Genomic DNA, 14,948 nt, shown 5'->3' on the forward strand with positions numbered 1-14,948 from the left:
CAACAACAAAGCCGGCACCCAAGGGCACCGGCTTCGAGCAATGGATTCGGTCGGAGCTTCTGAAGGAGGCACACCTGGGGCCAAGGATCCAGGTGTCGAGCGGTGGGTCTCCTGGGGCACCTCAGGCGGTGCAGATGGAGTGCCGTCAAAACTGACGGCCCGCTCACAAGCGGTAGAAGACTGTTGGAGCAGGGGCCTTCGGTCAGCTCGCTCCTGAGGACTGGTTCGGTGGAGTGTCGGTCACATCCGCCTCCGAGATCGATGGGCCCAGCATCGGACCGCCCCAGGCTCTGGGCAATCCGAGTTAATGCCCATTGCCCCTCAGCGCAGGTCCTGGTCGCCGACCTGGGACTGATCCCTGCAGCCCAACACCGCTTCGCTGTGGGTGTAGTGCTTGAACTCCAGCCAGTTGGCACTGGGATCCTGAACAAACAGGGTGTGATGCTCCAGCGGACCACCGGAGTAGCGGCACTTGGGGGGCACAGAGAAGAGGCAGCCCCTGCGCTCCAGCTGCAGCCTCAGCTGCTCCCAACGGGTGAAGGTCTCAAAGACCAGCCCGAAATGTCGGGGATAGATCCCAGGCTGCCCCGGCTCCAGAAGCTGGGGCGTGTGTTGCAAGACCAACTGGTGGCCCTGGAAGTCAAGAATCGAGGCCTGCTCACTCCTGCGCCCGGGCTGGCAGTCCAAGGCCTGGACGTACCAGTCATGACTGCGTTGCAGGTCAATCGCAGGAATCGAGAGATGAAAGCAAGGCCGAACCACGGCGTGCCCCTAGGCCAAGACGGGCCTGGAGAAACGGCCGTTGCAGGCTTTCCAGAACTGGGACTGGGGACTCAGCACCGCCCCATGCAGGCTGCAGAACCCATGGCAGCTCGGATCACCCTTGACGAAGGGGCAACCAGAACAGTGCAGCTGCAATTGGCAACGCAGAGACGCCAACTGCAACTCTCCCCTGGAGCCATGGGCTGGCACAGCGTGGGGGGAATGAAACACGGACTGGATCCCTTGAAGCGCGTGCCCCCGGTCTAGGAACGCTGCTCCAATTCGGCCAACCCAAAGGAGCGAACGCAAACAGCGGTGGCAGCAGCCAGCGGCGATGGCTACGACAGGACCAGTCGAAGAGAAGCGGTGGAAGACGGACTCTTGGGGCTGGCCGGGCTGGTGATTCTCCTGGCCCTCGCCGGTTTCGGCCTGCAGGAACTGGCCGTTGAGTTGCGAAATGCCCAGGATCACCCCACCACAGAGTGAAGCCGCAGCCACCTGGGGCGATCAGGCGCTAGAGGTGGGATGGATGCCGCCCAATCCATGGCCCTTCAACGCCTGCGCTCGATCAAAAAGCGCCTGATGCAATCAATGGACCGCCTCACCCAAGGGGGATCCAAACGGGCCTACACCAAAAAAGTCCTCAGCCAGAAAAGTCATGAGGCCTACGAAGTCGTCTGTGGGGTGGCTGGCTGCGTTCTCAAAAAAAGAGACGTGTCCAAGTCCTGAGTAGACATACCCATGGCAACCCCTACCGGGAGCGCTTCGATGGGCTCGGCAAATGGGAACCTCAACCGCGGCTGGGAATCCGCGGTTTTTTTGTGGCCAGCGAGCTGAAGCACCGCATGAAGAAGGGGCCTCCCAGCCCCCATGGATCATTTGGTTGATAAGGCTGATCTGACCCCATCTCCCTTAATTAGGGTCAGGCAGCCACAGGGGCGGTCTGACGGGAGAAACGAACGATGTTGTTCGCTGTTACGGGTTCGCTCTTACCGAGCAGGCTTCAGTCACCCTCCTCATGCCCCGTCGAAACCATTGCAGCCCCATGAAGTGGAGCTGAGCGGAATCGAACCGCTGTCCGAAACACTGGTGTGAGCCACCTAGTCCGGTCGAGACCGGACCCCCTCATTCTGCAGGGTCAACGCACAATGGGAGAGACCTCCATCGAGGAGGACAACCGCCCCCGTCGATTGAGGTCATGACAGAGGCCTGGCAGCGGCAACCGGTCAAACGCCTCGCCAAGAGCGGCCTGATCCAAGGGATCGCGGTGCTCCCCCAGGGCCTTGAGGAGATTGGCGCCGAAGAGCTGATCAAGCTCGGCGCCAAGCAGGTGCAACCCCTGCGGCGCGCCGCGGCCTTTGAGGCGGACATGGCCTGCCTCTATCGGCTCCATCTGCAATGCCGCTATCCCTTCCGCTTCCTCCGGGAGATCGCGCGGTTCCCCTGCCATGACCGCGAGTCGCTCTACGACGGAATTCAGAACGCCCTGGACTGGGAGCGCTGGCTGCACCCTTCGATGAGCTTCCGCGTGGATGTCAGCGGCAGCAATCCCGGCCTGAGCCACAGCCACTACACGGCGCTGCAGGTCAAGAACGCCGTCGTCGACCTGCAGCGTGACATCTGGGGCGAACGCTCCTCCGTGGACCTCGAGGAGCCTGACCTCTCTCTCCACGTCCACCTCAACCGCCACGAGGCGCGGCTCAGCCTCGATGGCTCTGGCGGCAGCCTCCATCGCCGCGGCTACCGCAGCGCCATGGGCCTCGCCCCCCTCAAGGAAAACCTGGCCGCCGGCCTGATCCGGCTGACGGGCTGGGATGGATCCATCCCCTTGGTCGATCCCCTCTGTGGATCGGGGACACTCCTGATCGAAGCCGCCAGCTGGGCCCTCTCCCAGGCCCCAGGCCTGCATCGCCCCTTTGCCCTCGAGGGCTGGGCGGACTTTGACGCCGAGCTCTGGGACGAGGAGCAGCGCCGGGCCCAATCGCGCGAGCAACCGCTGAGCACGCTGCCGCTGCTGCTGGGCTGCGAACAGAACGCCAGCGTGGCGGAGCAAGCCAGACACAACGCCCAGGCCGCAGGACTCGCTGAAGCCATCACCCTCCAAACCGGCGATTTCCGCACGCTCGCCCTACCCAGCGGCCCGGGGGTCCTGGTCTGCAATCCGCCCTATGGCGAGCGGATTGGTGAACGCGATGAACTCGAGCAGCTCTATGCCGATCTCGGGGCCATGGTGAAAGAGCGCTGCAGTGGCTGGAGCCTCTGGCTCCTCAGCGGCAACCCGGAGCTGACCGGCGCCCTACGCATGAAAGCCAGCCGGCGCATTCCGATCAGCAACGGAGGCATTGATTGCCGCTGGCTCCACTACGAAATCCGCTAAAGCCAGCCCTAGGCTTCTGCCATGAGTCACTGGATCACCCCCCTACTGGCCAGCAGCCAGGGGTTAATGACGATCCCCCTCGAGATTCAACTGCTCTTCATCGGAGCGGTCTATCTGGGCACGCTGATCATCAGCCGCTTCTCGATTCGAATTGGGATTCCCGCTGTTCTTGGGGTTCTCTTCTTAGGCCTGCTGATCAATCTTCAGGTTCTCGATATCCATCCATCCGAGGTCGAACGCCTTCAGACCTTCTCGCTGGCCCTACTGCTGTTTTATGCCGGGCTGAAAACAGACACCCAGGCGATTCGTGGCTTCCTCAAATACGGCCTCGTCCTGGCCATTGCCGGGGTCGCCGTCTCCACCCTGGTCCTGGGTGCTGCGATCGTCTGGCTGACCTCCCAAAGCGGGGCGGCCATCACCCCGGGGCTCAGCAATGCCATCCCCCTGGGAGCAGCCCTTCTCGTGGCCGCCTGCCTGGGTTCCACCGACGCCGGAGCCACCCTCGGGGTGCTGCGTCAGGTCAAACGGCATGTGCCGAAAAATGTTCAAGATCTGCTCGAATTTGAGTCTTCCGTCAATGACCCATCGGCGCTGATTTTGTTCAGCATCGCCGCCAGTCTCTTCAGCGTTGGAGCGCAAGGACAAGCACTCCCGGATGTTGTCATTAGCGGCTTCTCAAGCCTGTTGCAAAAAATCGGTTCCGGAGTCCTGGTGGGCCTGGGATTTGGTTATGTCGCCCGCGTGATGATCAACCGCCTGGTGGTCGACCGGGAGCAACTGCTCATCGTGGCGATCTCCATCGCCTTTATGGATTACGGCTGCACACAAATCCTGGGCGGATCGGGCTTTGTCGCGGTCTATATCACCGGTCTATTGATGACCAATGAGCACTACCAACGCCCCGAGATCAACCACCAAACGATTCAAGAAGTGCTGCTGCCGTTCAACACCATGACGGAGATCAGCATCTTTTTCATCTTTGGTCTGCTGGTGAATCCAACCCACCTGCTGCCCGCCCTACCGGCCGGTCTGGCCACCGCCGCGGTCCTGATGCTCGTCGCCCGGCCCCTGAGCGTCCTGATCTTTCAGCGGCTCTCGCCCTTCAGCCTGAAGGAGTCCTTATTGATCGCCTGGTGCGGCCTACGCGGAGCGGTCCCCCTGGCTCTCTCCTTCAACGTCATGGGCGCCATCCCGCTGTTGCGGGGAGTGCCCAGCGATGCAGCCGCGAGCGTCCTGGCCCAGAACTGCCAGGGGATCGTTTTCATCACGGTGATCCTCAACCTCAGCCTGCAGGGACTCTCCCTGCCGGGCCTCTGCCGCTGGCTCAGCGACCAACCAACGCCCGAGTCGTCTTCGTAAGACCCGCCAAGGTTTCGGGCAGGTAGGGGCCCTTGGTCATCAGGCCACCGATCCGCAGGAACACAGCACTCAGCAGCAGGTTCACCGCCATCAAGCCCAGGGCGGAGTGGATCCAGCTCCAGCCCCAGTTCTGATGCAGCCAGAACAACAGCGCCACATCGGCCGCCAACCAGGCCATCAACAGCGCCGAGAGGCCCGCCATCAGCAGCACGACCCCGCCAATCAAACGGCGCTTCTCGCGGTCGGCCTCCTTCAGGGCAATCCGGACATGCAGGTCCATCACCGAGGCCACCAACCCCGTGATCCGGGAGGCCGCCTTCAAGGGGACGCCACGCCGCGGCGCGTCCTGCGAAGAAGAGGAGTCGGAGCTGGTCATGACGAACGGCGGCCGGAGAGCAACAGACCGAGCAGCAGCCCCACTCCAGCAGCCAATCCCAAAGCCATCAAGGGGCGCTCCCGCACCGGTTTTTCGATGCGCGGCCGCAAGTTGGCATTGAGGTCATCCAGCAGATGCTCCAGCTGCTCCTCCAGCGGCCGCAGGGAATCCGCCCACTGCTGGGCCTGGTCCTCGCCCACCGTCAGCAGATCCAGCAACTGCTCCTTGACTCCGTCACTGGTGCGGCCGGTCTGCCGGGCAATCACCTCCACCACCGTGTCCAGGCTGCCCCGCGTGGCCTCCAGGGTGTGACGGGCGACATCTGGCCACTCCCGCTGGATCGTCGGCAGAAACTGCTCAAAGCGCTCCCGAAACAGGCTCGCCACCGGCGAGAGGGGCTCGGTTTCAGGCGCCTCCTCCGGCTCGATCTTGGCCCGCCAGGGCTGCTCCTGCACGGGCTCCTGGGGGACACCGTTGCTGGTCGTGCCTGAGTCCATGGAGCCGTGGGACAGCCACCACACCGTAGTGACCATGCCTTGAAATCGACAGAGGGTCGGCTACCTTTCTGGTGCTCGACGCTCGGGCCTGTTGGTTCACATCAATCAGGTAGAGCTGACCCACTTCAAGTCCTTTGGCGGATCGATGTCGATCCCACTGGACGAGGGGTTCACGGTGGTCACCGGCCCGAACGGCTCGGGCAAAAGCAACATCCTCGATGGGGTCCTCTTCTGCCTGGGCCTCGCCAGCAGCCGCGGCATGCGGGCGGAGCGACTGCCCGACCTGGTCAACAGCTCCAAGCTCAAGCAAGGCAAAGCGGCCGAAACGGTCGTCTCCGTTCGCTTCGACCTGAGCGACTGGCAGCCCGATGAGGCCGAACAGGGTCTCGAGGCACCCGAAGAAGGCCCCTGGATCAAGCCCGGGCAAACCGAGTGGACCGTCACCCGCCGGCTGCGCATTGCCCCCGGCGGCACCTACGCCAGCACCTACAGCGCCGACGGCATCCCCTGCAATCTCCAGCAGCTGCAAACCCAGCTGCGGCGGCTGCGGGTGGACCCGGAAGGCAGCAACGTCGTCATGCAGGGCGACGTCACCCGCATCGTCTCGATGAGTTCCCGCGACCGCCGCGGAATCATCGATGAGCTCGCCGGGGTGGCCCTCTTCGACTCCCGCATCGAGCAGACCCGCTCCAAGCTCTCGGACGTGCAGGACCGGGAAGAGCGCTGCGCCATCGTCCAGCAGGAACTGCTGGTCTCCCGGCAAAAGCTCGAGCGGGACTGCGCCAAAGCCCGCACCTACCAGGAGCTGCGGGAGCGCTTCCAGCGGGGCCGGCTGCAGGAGCAGGTGCTCGGGTTCGAGCAGGCCGAGGCCCAGTTCAAACAACTGCAGAGCCGCCAGGAGGCGCTCAAGCGCCAGCAAGAGAACGAGCGCCAGAGCGTCAGCGAAGGTCGAAGCACCCTCGAGACCGCCTCCAAAGCCCTCGACGCCCTGCAGGCCGAGGTCAAAGCCCTTGGGGAAGATCAGCTCCTGGCGGTGCAGTCCGAGCTCGCCGGCCTGGAGGCCAGCGCCAGGGAACTCAGCCGCCAAGCGGAGAAACACCAACAGGGCGCCGAGGAACTCCAGCGTCAGCGGATGGAGCTCGGCCGCCAGCAAGCCGACCTCAAGCAGCAGCAAAGCCAGCTCAACAGCGCTGACGATCAGGCCAGCCTGGAGGAGGCCGAAGCGGGTTGCCGCACTGCCGAAGCCGCCGTCGAACTCTCCCGCCGTCGCCTGGGGGAAGTGGCCGGCCGCAGCGGCAGCTGGCTGGAAGAGCAAAAGCAGCGCAGCCGCCAACGCCAGGAGCTCCAGGCCAAGCTCTCCCCGCTGCAGGCCGAACAGCAGCAGCTCGTCGAGCGCCTGCGCCAAGAGCAGGAACGCCTGGGAGAACTGCAGGAGCAACTGCAACAGGACGCCGCCAGCAGCGATGGGGTCTCCAGCTCCCTCACCGCCCTGGAGGACGAGTGGCATCAACTGCTCGATGAGCTCAAGGCCCAGCAGACCCGCGCCCAGGAGCTCGCCGAAGCCCTCGCGCTGCAGCAGCGCACCCGCCAACGGCTCGAGCAGGAGCAGGTCAGCCTGGAGCGAGACATCGCCCGGATGGAGTCCCGGCGAGAAACCATCCAGGAAAGCCGCGGCACCGGAGCCCTGCGCCTGCTGCTCGAGGCTGGACTCGAGGGCATCCACGGCCCCGTCGCCCAACTCGCCGAGGTGGAGGAAGCCCATCGCCTCGCCCTGGAGGTGGCCGCCGGCGCCCGCCTTGGCCAGGTGGTGGTCGATGACGACCGCATTGCCGCCCGGGCGATCGATCTGCTCAAAAGCCGCCGGGCGGGTCGCCTGACCTTCCTGCCCCTCAACAAGATCCGTGGCGGGGGCGGGGCCATGCGCAACGGCGCCGCCTTTGAGCGCGGTGGCGCAGCCGTGGGCGGCGACGGTCTGGTGGGGCGGGCCGTGGAGCTCGTGCGCTTTGAGCCCGTCTATGGCGAGGTCTTCCGCTACGTCTTCGGCGACACCCTGGTCTTCCGGGATCTCGCCAGCGCCCGCCGCGAACTGGGCCGCTGCCGCGCCGTCACCCTCGATGGCGAACTGCTCGAGAAGAGCGGGGCCATGACCGGAGGGAGCCTGCAACAGCGGGGCAATCAACTCAGCTTCGGCGCCGCCAGCGACGCCGACGAAGCCGAACCCCTGCGCCGGCGTCTGCTGGAGCTCGGGGAAACCCTGCTGGCCAGCAAGCGCAAGGAATCCGAGCTCGGACGGTCCCTCGAAGAACTGCGGCCGCAGCTCAGCCGGCTGGAGCAACGCAAGGCCGCCCTGGACGCCGAGCGCACGGCCGCCCAACGGGCCAGCGGCCCACTGCAGGAACGCCGCAATCAGCTCAGCGCGCGGATCAAGCAGATCGAGACCGACCTGGGCGGCGGGCAGCAGCGCCTGCAGGCCATCGCCACGGAACTCACCCCGCTGCAGCAAGCCCTGCAGCAGCTGGAGGCCAGTGAAGCCAGTGCCCAAGCCAGCGGCGACAGCGAGCGCTGGCAGGGCCTGCAGCAGGAACTCGAGGCCGCCGATGCCGCCCTGACCCAGGCCAGACAGGAACGCGACAACCTGCTGGCCGCCCGCCGGGAGAGGGGACTGGCCGCCGAGCGGGTCAGCAGCCAACTCCAAGCCCTGGGCGGGGAAGAGCAGCGGCTCGCCCAGGCCGTCAATGCCCTGATCGCTGAGCGCACCCAGTGGAAGGAGCAGCAGCAGGCCGATCAACAGAAGCGCAGCGCCCTCGAGGCCAAGCAGCAGGAGCTGCAAACCCGCTTTGGTGAGCGGCGCCGCGCCCGCGATGAAGCCGAGGCCCAACTCGCCAAGCAGCGCCAGGCCCTGCAACAACAGGAATGGGAACTGCAGCGCCTGGGCGAGGAACTCCTGGCCCTGGCCGAGGAGGAGCGCAGCAGCGGCGGCCGGCTGGAGCAGCTGCAACGGGAGCTCCCCGATCCCCTGCCTGAGATCCCCGAGGAGGTGCGCGAGAACGGCCTCGAGGCCCTACAGGCCGAGCTCAAGAGCCTGCAGCAGCGCATGGAGGCCCTCGAGCCGGTCAACATGCTTGCCCTGCAGGAGCTCGAAGAACTCGAGACGCGGCTGGCGGACCTGCAGGAGCGCCTCGACGTCCTCTGCAAAGAACGCGAGGAGCTACTGCTGCGCATCGAAACCGTGGCCACCCTGCGCCAGGAGGCCTTCATGGAGGCCTTCAACGCCGTTGATGAGCACTTCCGCGACATCTTTGCCGGCCTCTCCGACGGCGAGGGCTTCCTGCAGCTGGAAAACCAGGAGGCTCCCCTCGAGGGCGGCCTCAACCTGGTGGCCCACCCCAAGGGCAAGGCCGTGCGCCGCCTGGCCTCCATGAGCGGCGGCGAGAAGTCCCTGACGGCCCTGAGCTTCCTCTTTGCCCTGCAGCGCTTCCGCCCGTCGCCCTTCTACGCCCTTGATGAGGTCGACAGCTTCCTCGATGGCGTGAACGTCGAGCGGCTCGCCGCCCTGATCGCCCAGCAGGCCGATGCCGCCCAGTTCCTGGTGGTCAGCCACCGCCGTCCGATGATTGGGGCCGCCACCCGCACCATCGGTGTGACCCAAGCCCGCGGGGCCCACACCCAGGTGGTGGGATTACCCCCGGCGGCCTAACCAAGCTCCGACAGGTTTTCGGTCACAATGCGCCCATGACAAGCACTCCACCCGGAAGCGACCCAGCGGCCACCCCCAGCGACCGCCTCTGGCTGCGCTCGGAGCTCATGGGCACCCAGGTGATCACCCGGGACACCGGCCGGCGTCTGGGTGTGGTGGGCGAAGTTGTGGTGGATATCGACCGCCGCGAGGTGGTCTCCCTGGGCCTGCGGGACAACCCGCTCACGCGTTTTCTGCCGGGCCTGCCCCGCTGGATGCCCCTGGAGAGCATCCGCCAAGTGGGCGATGTGATCCTGGTGGATTCGGCTGACTCCCTCTCGGAGAACTTCGATCCGGACCGTTATTCCCGGGTGATCAACTGCCAGGTGATCACTGAATCCGGGGAGCAGCTGGGCCGCGTGCTGGGCTTCAGCTTTGACATCGAGACCGGCGAACTCACCACCCTGGTGCTCGGAGCCGTTGGTGTCCCGCTGCTCGGCGAGGGGGTGCTCAGCACCTGGGAGCTGACCGTTGAAGAGATCGTCAGCAGCGGTCCCGATCGGATCATTGTTTATGAGGGCGCCGAAGAGAAGCTCAAGCAGCTCGGCACCGGCCTGCTCGAGAAGCTCGGCGTCGGTGGCCCCAGCTGGGAGCAGGAGGAACGCGAGCGCTATCGCCTGAACATGGTTCCCGTCGAGAACCAACTGGCCGCGGGGCAACCCACCGCCCAGGAGGAGCAGCGCCGCATCGAGCCGGCCACCAACCGCCGCTTCGAACCGGAAGAGGACTACGACTACGTCGAGGTGGAGCAGCGCCGCGAACGCGAGCCCCTGCGCCAGCGCCGCTATCTCGATGAGGAGCCCGCACCCCGCCGCTATGTGCGTGATGAGTCCCCCTTGGACGTCGAGCCCTATGAGCCCTTCGACGAGCGGGCACCCCTGCCGCGGCGGCGGGAGCCCTCCGGCGGCGGCGATCCCTGGTGAGGGAAGGGCCTAGCCCTTCTCCTCCTCAAAATTCAGGGACGCGGAATTGACGCAGTAGCGCAGCCCGGTGGGGGTGGGGCCGTCATTGAAGACGTGACCCAGGTGGGCATCGCAGTTGGCGCACTTGATCTCGGTGCGGACCATGCCGTGGCTGGTGTCCGAGTGGGTGCTGATGGCGCCCTCCTTGGCCCCATCCCAGAAGCTCGGCCAGCCGGTGCCGGAGTTGAACTTGGTCTCAGAGCTGAACAGCTCACTGCCGCAGCAGACGCAGCGGTACATCCCCTTGGCCTTGTTGTCCCAGTAGATCCCGGTGAAGGCCCGCTCGGTCCCGCCCATGCGGGCCACCTGGAACTGCTCAGGGGTGAGCTTCTCGCGCCATTGCTCGTTGTCGTGCTGGGCGGCGTCAGCCATCGCTTGGAAGCCTGGGAAACCCGCTCAAACTAGGCAGCGCCAGCAGAAGGCGGCGGCAGCAATTCCCGCACCATCCCAGCCAGAGCCGCCACGGCCCCGGGCTGCCCCCGCAGGCTGCGCAGGTCCTCCCGCATCCCCTCCAGGCGCTGCGGATGGGCCAGCCAATCGGCGGCCTCAGCGGCGATCTCCTGGGGTGTGATCGCCCCGACCCGCTCGGGCACCACCTGGCGGCCTGCGGAGATATTGGGCCAGGCCAAGAAGCCGTGGTTGCGCATCCGCCAGGCCGTCAAGGCCGCCCCCAGCAGCCAACGCAAGAAGGGCAGGCGGGCGAGGATTCCAATGCCCCCATCCCAGGCCTGCATCACATGCAAGTGCTGGGTCGGCACCAGCACGATCATCGGCACCCCCAGGGCACCCAACTCCGCGGTGTTCGCCCCGACGGTGGTCAGGGCCAGTTGGCATTGACTCAGCACCCCGTGGGCTGGCTGCTCCTCCACCAAGCGGATCCGCGAGCCGGCGGGGGTCACCAAGTCAGAGCCCTCCAGCACCGGCTCACCCGAGCCGTAGTGCTGCGCGATCGGATTCGCCGCACTGCCGTAGGCCAGCAACTCCTGAACACTGGTGGTCGGAGCCACCGGCAGCAGAAAGCGGATGCCCGGCCGCTGGGCCGCCAGACGATCAGCGGCCTCCAGCAAAAACGGCACGCCCACCTGCAACTTGGCGCGTTTGGAACCGGGCATCAACGCCACCCATTCCCCCTGGGGCAAGGGGCGCTCCGAGCGCGCGGCCTCCGAGAGATCCGCCATCAGGTCACCGACCACCTGGCAGCGCGGTTGCCAACGCCGCGCCAGGCGATCCGCCGCCGCCGGCCCCATGGCCGCAATCCGGTCGTTCCAGCGGGGCCAGCGCGCCACCCATTCGGCATAGGTGATGTGGCGATAGCCCAGGCGCGCTGAGAGCAGCACGGTCCAGAACTGATCGCCCCCGAGGAACACCACAACGCCACGACGGGGCCAACGGCCCAAGCGCTGGGGCCTGAGCAACAGGCTCCAGAAGCGCTTGGCCGGACTGATCCGCTCAAACAAGCCCATCCGATCCGCCACCTGGTGCTCAATGCCCGTGGCATTGGGGCAGGGCACCAAGACCAACTGCAGGGCCATCGGCGCCCCAGGCGTCAGGGGCCGCAGGGGCAACTCACGGTGCAACCGCTGGGCCAGGGGCCGCACCCAGGTGGCCAGCTCACCAGGTCCATTGCAGACCAGGACGATGCAGGCATCGCCGTGTGGATTGGGCTCAGCGGCGGCAGGCTTCACGCTGCGGAGCTCTGAACGATGCGGATGGCGAGACTTGAACTCGCAAGACCGAAGTCACACGCCCCTCAAACGTGCGTGTCTACCAATTCCACCACATCCGCGTGGTAGTGAGCGTCCAAGCCAAAACGAAGTCCTGGTCTGGAATCTCGGGGGGAGTCCACCACCGAAAAACGGTGGCGTGAGGGGTGCAGCACTGATGCACTGCCCAGGCAATATACCCATCGCCTGACCCCGCCCAGCAAGGGGATGGGCCCAGTCATCACTGATACAGTCCACCCGGCCCGCCCTGCCGGATTCGCCGGACTGCCACTGGATGCCCATCGGCAAACTGCTGATCGCCAACCGCGGCGAAATTGCTCTTCGGATCCTGCGCAGCTGCCGGGAATTAGGAATCCCCACCGTCGCCGTCTACAGCACGGTCGACCGCAACGCCCTGCACGTCCAGCTCGCTGATGAAGCGGTCTGCATCGGCGATGCACCCAGCAGCAAGAGCTATCTCAATATCCCCAACATCCTGGCGGCCGCCACCTCCCGGGGTGCCGATGCGATCCACCCCGGATACGGCTTCCTGGCGGAAAACGACAAGTTCGCCGAGATCTGCGCTGACCACGGCCTGACCTTTGTCGGGCCCTCGCCGGACTCCATCCGCTCGATGGGCGACAAGTCCACGGCCAAGGCCACCATGCAGAAGGTGGGCGTTCCCACCATCCCCGGCAGTGAAGGGCTGCTGGAGAACGTGGATGAAGCCAGGACCCTGGCGGAATCCATGGGCTATCCCGTGATGATCAAAGCCACCGCCGGTGGCGGTGGCCGCGGGATGCGCCTGGTCCCCTCAGCGGACCAACTCGACAACCTCTTCAAGGCCGCCCAGGGCGAAGCGGAAGCCGCCTTTGGCAACCCCGGCCTCTACATGGAGAAATTCATCGACCGGCCCCGGCACGTCGAAGTGCAGGTGCTGGCCGACCGCCACGGCAACGTCGTCCACGTCGGGGAGCGGGACTGCTCGATTCAGCGGCGCCACCAAAAACTGCTGGAAGAGGCCCCCAGCGTCGCCATCAATGCTGAGCTGCGTCGCCGCATGGGAGACGCAGCGGTCGCGGCAGCCCGCACCATCGGCTACGAGGGCGCCGGCACCGTGGAGTTCCTGGTGGATCGCACCGGCAACTTCTATTTCATGGAGATGAACACCCGGATCCAGGTGGAGCATCCCGTCACCGAGATGGTGAGCGGGGTCGACCTGATTGCCGAGCAGCTGCGGATCGCCGGCGGCGAGCCCATCTCCTTTAGCCAAGAGGAGATCAAACTCACGGGCCATGCGATCGAGGTCCGCATCAACGCCGAGGACCCGCGCCAGAACTTCCGGCCCGCCCCCGGCAAGATCACCGGCTGGCTTCCCCCCGGCGGCCCAGGCGTCCGTTTCGATAGCCACGTCTACACGGGCTATGAGATCCCACCCTTCTATGACTCCCTGATCGGCAAGCTGATCGTCTGGGGTAAGGATCGCGACCACGCCCTCAAGCGGCTCAAGCGCGCCCTGGCGGAATGCGCCGTCACCGGCATTCCCACCACGATCGAATTCCACCTGCAATTGCTGGAGCGCCCGGAATTCATCTCCGGCGACGTCCACACCAAGTTCGTGGAGCAGGAGATGCTGCCGAACGGCTAGGCCGGCAGCACGCTCAGGCGCATCACCATCTGGGTCAAGAGGCCCTGCTGACCCACCAGCAGCTCGCGGATCAGGCTGACCAGTCCGACCCAGATCACCGGGGTGACATCGACGCCGCCAATCGGCGCAATCAGCTTGCGGCTCAGCGCCAGAACCGGCTCAGTCGGGACGGCCACGATCCGCAAGACACCCTGGCTGAGATCGACCTGGGGATACCAGGTCAGGACGATCCGGAACAGGAACAGCAGGGTCCAAGCCGACAGCAACAGGCCCAGGCCCATGGTGAAGGGGGGCAGCACCAGACGGAGCAGTTCCAGGCTGGAGCCATCGGGTCCCGTCACAAAGCTCTAAGCAGCTGCTCCGCAATCGTAGGAAGTTGCCATCACTGCCTAGGATTGCCCGCGGATTCGGCACTGTCATGACCCCTTCCCTCGCCAATTTTCTGAGCAGCCTTGTCTGGGGCGCCGTGATCGTGGTCATCCCTGTGGCAGCCGCCGTGATCCTGATCAGCCAGAACGACCGCGTTGATCGCAAGCTCTGATCCCTCTGCGGGACTGCTGCGGCAGCTGCTGGCCTCGACGCCGGGCCTACAGTGACCTGAAAGGGCAAATCGATCTGTGGTTAACGCCAGCCTGAATTGGGCCAGCATTGTCGGGATCGTGCTGGCCGTCGGCGGGGCTCTCCTCTACTTCATGAGGAGCTTCAAGCCGGCTCTGGCGCGCGACTACGACGTGTTTTTTGCCGCCGTTGGGCTTCTCTGCGGCGGCATTCTCTTTTTTCAAGGCTGGCGCCTTGATCCGATCCTCCAGTTCGGTCAGTTCCTGCTGGCCGCTACCACCGTCTTCTTCGGCTACGAGAGCGTTCGGCTGCGTGGCGTGACGACGGAGCAGGCCCGCCGCTCGTCCTACTTCGACGACGACGAGGAACCCGCGCCCCGGCCCCGCATGGGTGGTGGTCGCGATTTCCGTGATGACGCCGATCGTTTCGACGATCCCCAGCCGCTTCGGCGTCGGATTCGCTCCCGCGACGACAGCTACGGCGAGCGTGAAGAAGACGACTTCTACCGCCCCCGTCGTCCAGCCCGAGCAGCCATCCCCGAGCGGGCCGCCTCCCGCGATGACTGGCAGGGTCAGGACCGATCGGCACGCCCAGCGCGCGAACCCGAACAGTCCAGCCGCTTCCGCGCCGGTGGAGCCCAAGCCGGCTCAGCGGAATTCGGCAGCCGCCGCCAAGGCCGCGAGGAGATGCGCCGCGGCAGCCGCCCCAACAGCCGGCCCGAGGAGATGCCCCGCTCCAGCCGGCGCGGCAGCCCCATGGGCTCCCCCGCTCCTGAAGGCAGCCGCAGCCCCAACAATCCCGGCGTTCCCCAGGGCGCGCCCTATCAGGCCACCGCAGCAAAACCTGACGCGGACCAGCCGCAGCCCCAGCAATCCCGGCGTTCCCCAGGGCGCTCCTTATCAAGCCACGGCAGCGAAACCTGACGCAGACTCCGGCGTGAGTGACGCTGAGTTCCGTCCCGTTCGCCCCG

General features: G+C 65.7%; 15 protein-coding genes and 1 tRNA gene. 9 read left to right on the forward strand and 7 right to left on the reverse strand.

Annotated elements, in window-relative coordinates:
* Window positions 1-321: 321 nt before the first annotated feature.
* On the reverse strand, window positions 322-762 hold the full coding sequence (locus QZ186_RS07245) for a VOC family protein (protein WP_296416286.1): 441 nt from the start codon (window positions 760-762) through the stop codon (window positions 322-324).
* 315 nt (window positions 763-1,077) lie between these two features.
* Here QZ186_RS07245 and QZ186_RS07250 point away from each other — a divergent pair, with 315 nt between their 5' ends.
* The 4 genes from QZ186_RS07250 (at window position 1,078) to QZ186_RS07265 (ending at window position 4,498) form a co-directional block, all read left to right on the forward strand.
* Complete coding sequence (locus tag QZ186_RS07250) at window positions 1,078-1,248, forward strand: hypothetical protein (RefSeq protein WP_296416287.1); 171 nt, start codon at window positions 1,078-1,080, stop codon at window positions 1,246-1,248.
* A 39-nt stretch (window positions 1,249-1,287) separates the two neighbouring features.
* On the forward strand, window positions 1,288-1,491 hold the full coding sequence (locus QZ186_RS07255) for a hypothetical protein (protein WP_296416288.1): 204 nt from the start codon (window positions 1,288-1,290) through the stop codon (window positions 1,489-1,491).
* A gap of 469 nt (window positions 1,492-1,960) precedes the next feature.
* Window positions 1,961-3,139 (forward strand): THUMP domain-containing protein, encoded by a 1,179-nt coding sequence (locus tag QZ186_RS07260; RefSeq protein ID WP_296416289.1) that lies wholly within the window; start codon window positions 1,961-1,963, stop codon window positions 3,137-3,139.
* A 21-nt stretch (window positions 3,140-3,160) separates the two neighbouring features.
* The gene (locus QZ186_RS07265; protein WP_296416290.1) at window positions 3,161-4,498 is read left to right on the forward strand and encodes a cation:proton antiporter; all 1,338 of its coding nucleotides are present in this window, start codon (window positions 3,161-3,163) and stop codon (window positions 4,496-4,498) included.
* On the opposite strand, the gene QZ186_RS07270 is transcribed toward QZ186_RS07265, so the two are convergent.
* Together QZ186_RS07270 and QZ186_RS07275 are read right to left on the reverse strand one after the other, a co-directional pair.
* Window positions 4,464-4,874, reverse strand: a complete 411-nt coding sequence (locus QZ186_RS07270; RefSeq protein WP_247479477.1) for a phage holin family protein — start codon at window positions 4,872-4,874, stop codon at window positions 4,464-4,466. The genes QZ186_RS07265 and QZ186_RS07270 overlap by 35 nt on opposite strands.
* On the reverse strand, window positions 4,871-5,371 hold the full coding sequence (locus QZ186_RS07275; RefSeq protein ID WP_043705108.1) for a DUF883 family protein: 501 nt from the start codon (window positions 5,369-5,371) through the stop codon (window positions 4,871-4,873). The genes QZ186_RS07270 and QZ186_RS07275 overlap by 4 nt, the downstream gene beginning before the upstream one ends.
* Window positions 5,372-5,462: 91 nt before the next feature.
* Here QZ186_RS07275 and smc point away from each other — a divergent pair, with 91 nt between their 5' ends.
* Both smc and QZ186_RS07285 read left to right on the forward strand, forming a co-directional pair.
* Window positions 5,463-9,068, forward strand: coding sequence for a chromosome segregation protein SMC (gene smc / locus QZ186_RS07280; protein ID WP_296416291.1), 3,606 nt, complete (start codon window positions 5,463-5,465; stop codon window positions 9,066-9,068).
* Window positions 9,069-9,103: 35 nt separating this feature from the next.
* Window positions 9,104-10,030: a PRC-barrel domain-containing protein gene (locus QZ186_RS07285; protein ID WP_247479483.1), complete on the forward strand. Its 927-nt coding sequence runs from the start codon at window positions 9,104-9,106 to the stop codon at window positions 10,028-10,030.
* A 9-nt stretch (window positions 10,031-10,039) separates the two neighbouring features.
* Here the strand turns inward: QZ186_RS07285 and msrB are convergent, their stop codons facing one another.
* From msrB to QZ186_RS07300, 3 genes are all read right to left on the reverse strand, one after another.
* Window positions 10,040-10,441 (reverse strand): peptide-methionine (R)-S-oxide reductase MsrB, encoded by a 402-nt coding sequence (gene msrB, locus QZ186_RS07290; protein ID WP_247479485.1) that lies wholly within the window; start codon window positions 10,439-10,441, stop codon window positions 10,040-10,042.
* Window positions 10,442-10,470: 29 nt separating this feature from the next.
* Window positions 10,471-11,754 (reverse strand): glycosyl transferase, encoded by a 1,284-nt coding sequence (locus QZ186_RS07295; RefSeq protein WP_296416292.1) that lies wholly within the window; start codon window positions 11,752-11,754, stop codon window positions 10,471-10,473.
* Between the two features lie 19 nt (window positions 11,755-11,773).
* A tRNA-Leu gene (locus tag QZ186_RS07300) sits at window positions 11,774-11,855 on the reverse strand.
* Window positions 11,856-12,067: 212 nt separating this feature from the next.
* Between QZ186_RS07300 and accC the strand changes: the two genes are divergently transcribed.
* On the forward strand, window positions 12,068-13,420 hold the full coding sequence (accC, locus tag QZ186_RS07305) for an acetyl-CoA carboxylase biotin carboxylase subunit (protein ID WP_010312998.1): 1,353 nt from the start codon (window positions 12,068-12,070) through the stop codon (window positions 13,418-13,420).
* On the opposite strand, the gene QZ186_RS07310 is transcribed toward accC, so the two are convergent.
* Window positions 13,417-13,701, reverse strand: coding sequence for a YggT family protein (locus QZ186_RS07310; RefSeq protein WP_050778398.1), 285 nt, complete (start codon window positions 13,699-13,701; stop codon window positions 13,417-13,419). The two genes, accC and QZ186_RS07310, sit on opposite strands and share 4 nt — an antisense overlap.
* Before the next feature lie 137 nt (window positions 13,702-13,838).
* On the opposite strand from QZ186_RS07310, the gene psbX reads away from it, so the two are divergent.
* Entirely contained in the window at window positions 13,839-13,961 is a 123-nt protein-coding gene (gene psbX, locus QZ186_RS07315) for a photosystem II reaction center X protein (RefSeq protein ID WP_010313012.1), read from the forward strand.
* 76 nt (window positions 13,962-14,037) lie between these two features.
* A complete protein-coding gene (locus tag QZ186_RS07320; RefSeq protein WP_296416294.1) occupies window positions 14,038-14,901 on the forward strand; it encodes a Ycf66 family protein in 864 nt (287 codons plus the stop codon).
* Window positions 14,902-14,948: the final 47 nt, after the last annotated feature.

The organism is Vulcanococcus sp. DEBay_Sum29NL08_54, from assembly GCF_017859255.1.
In the GTDB taxonomy this organism is placed as follows: domain Bacteria; phylum Cyanobacteriota; class Cyanobacteriia; order PCC-6307; family Cyanobiaceae; genus Vulcanococcus.

Excerpts from the sequence above, each read along its gene's own strand:
- QZ186_RS07255 (WP_296416288.1), top strand. The coding sequence starts at position 1,288 with ATGGATGCCGCCCAATCCATGGCCCTTCAACGCCTGCGCTCGATCAAA.
- QZ186_RS07260 (WP_296416289.1), top strand. The coding sequence starts at position 1,961 with ATGACAGAGGCCTGGCAGCGGCAACCGGTCAAACGCCTCGCCAAGAGC.
- QZ186_RS07265 (WP_296416290.1), top strand. The coding sequence starts at position 3,161 with ATGAGTCACTGGATCACCCCCCTACTGGCCAGCAGCCAGGGGTTAATG.
- QZ186_RS07270 (WP_247479477.1), bottom strand. The coding sequence starts at position 4,874 with ATGACCAGCTCCGACTCCTCTTCTTCGCAGGACGCGCCGCGGCGTGGC.
- QZ186_RS07275 (WP_043705108.1), bottom strand. The coding sequence starts at position 5,371 with ATGGACTCAGGCACGACCAGCAACGGTGTCCCCCAGGAGCCCGTGCAG.
- QZ186_RS07285 (WP_247479483.1), top strand. The coding sequence starts at position 9,104 with ATGACAAGCACTCCACCCGGAAGCGACCCAGCGGCCACCCCCAGCGAC.
- msrB (WP_247479485.1), bottom strand. The coding sequence starts at position 10,441 with ATGGCTGACGCCGCCCAGCACGACAACGAGCAATGGCGCGAGAAGCTC.
- accC (WP_010312998.1), top strand. The coding sequence starts at position 12,068 with ATGCCCATCGGCAAACTGCTGATCGCCAACCGCGGCGAAATTGCTCTT.
- QZ186_RS07310 (WP_050778398.1), bottom strand. The coding sequence starts at position 13,701 with ATGGGCCTGGGCCTGTTGCTGTCGGCTTGGACCCTGCTGTTCCTGTTC.
- psbX (WP_010313012.1), top strand. The coding sequence starts at position 13,839 with ATGACCCCTTCCCTCGCCAATTTTCTGAGCAGCCTTGTCTGGGGCGCC.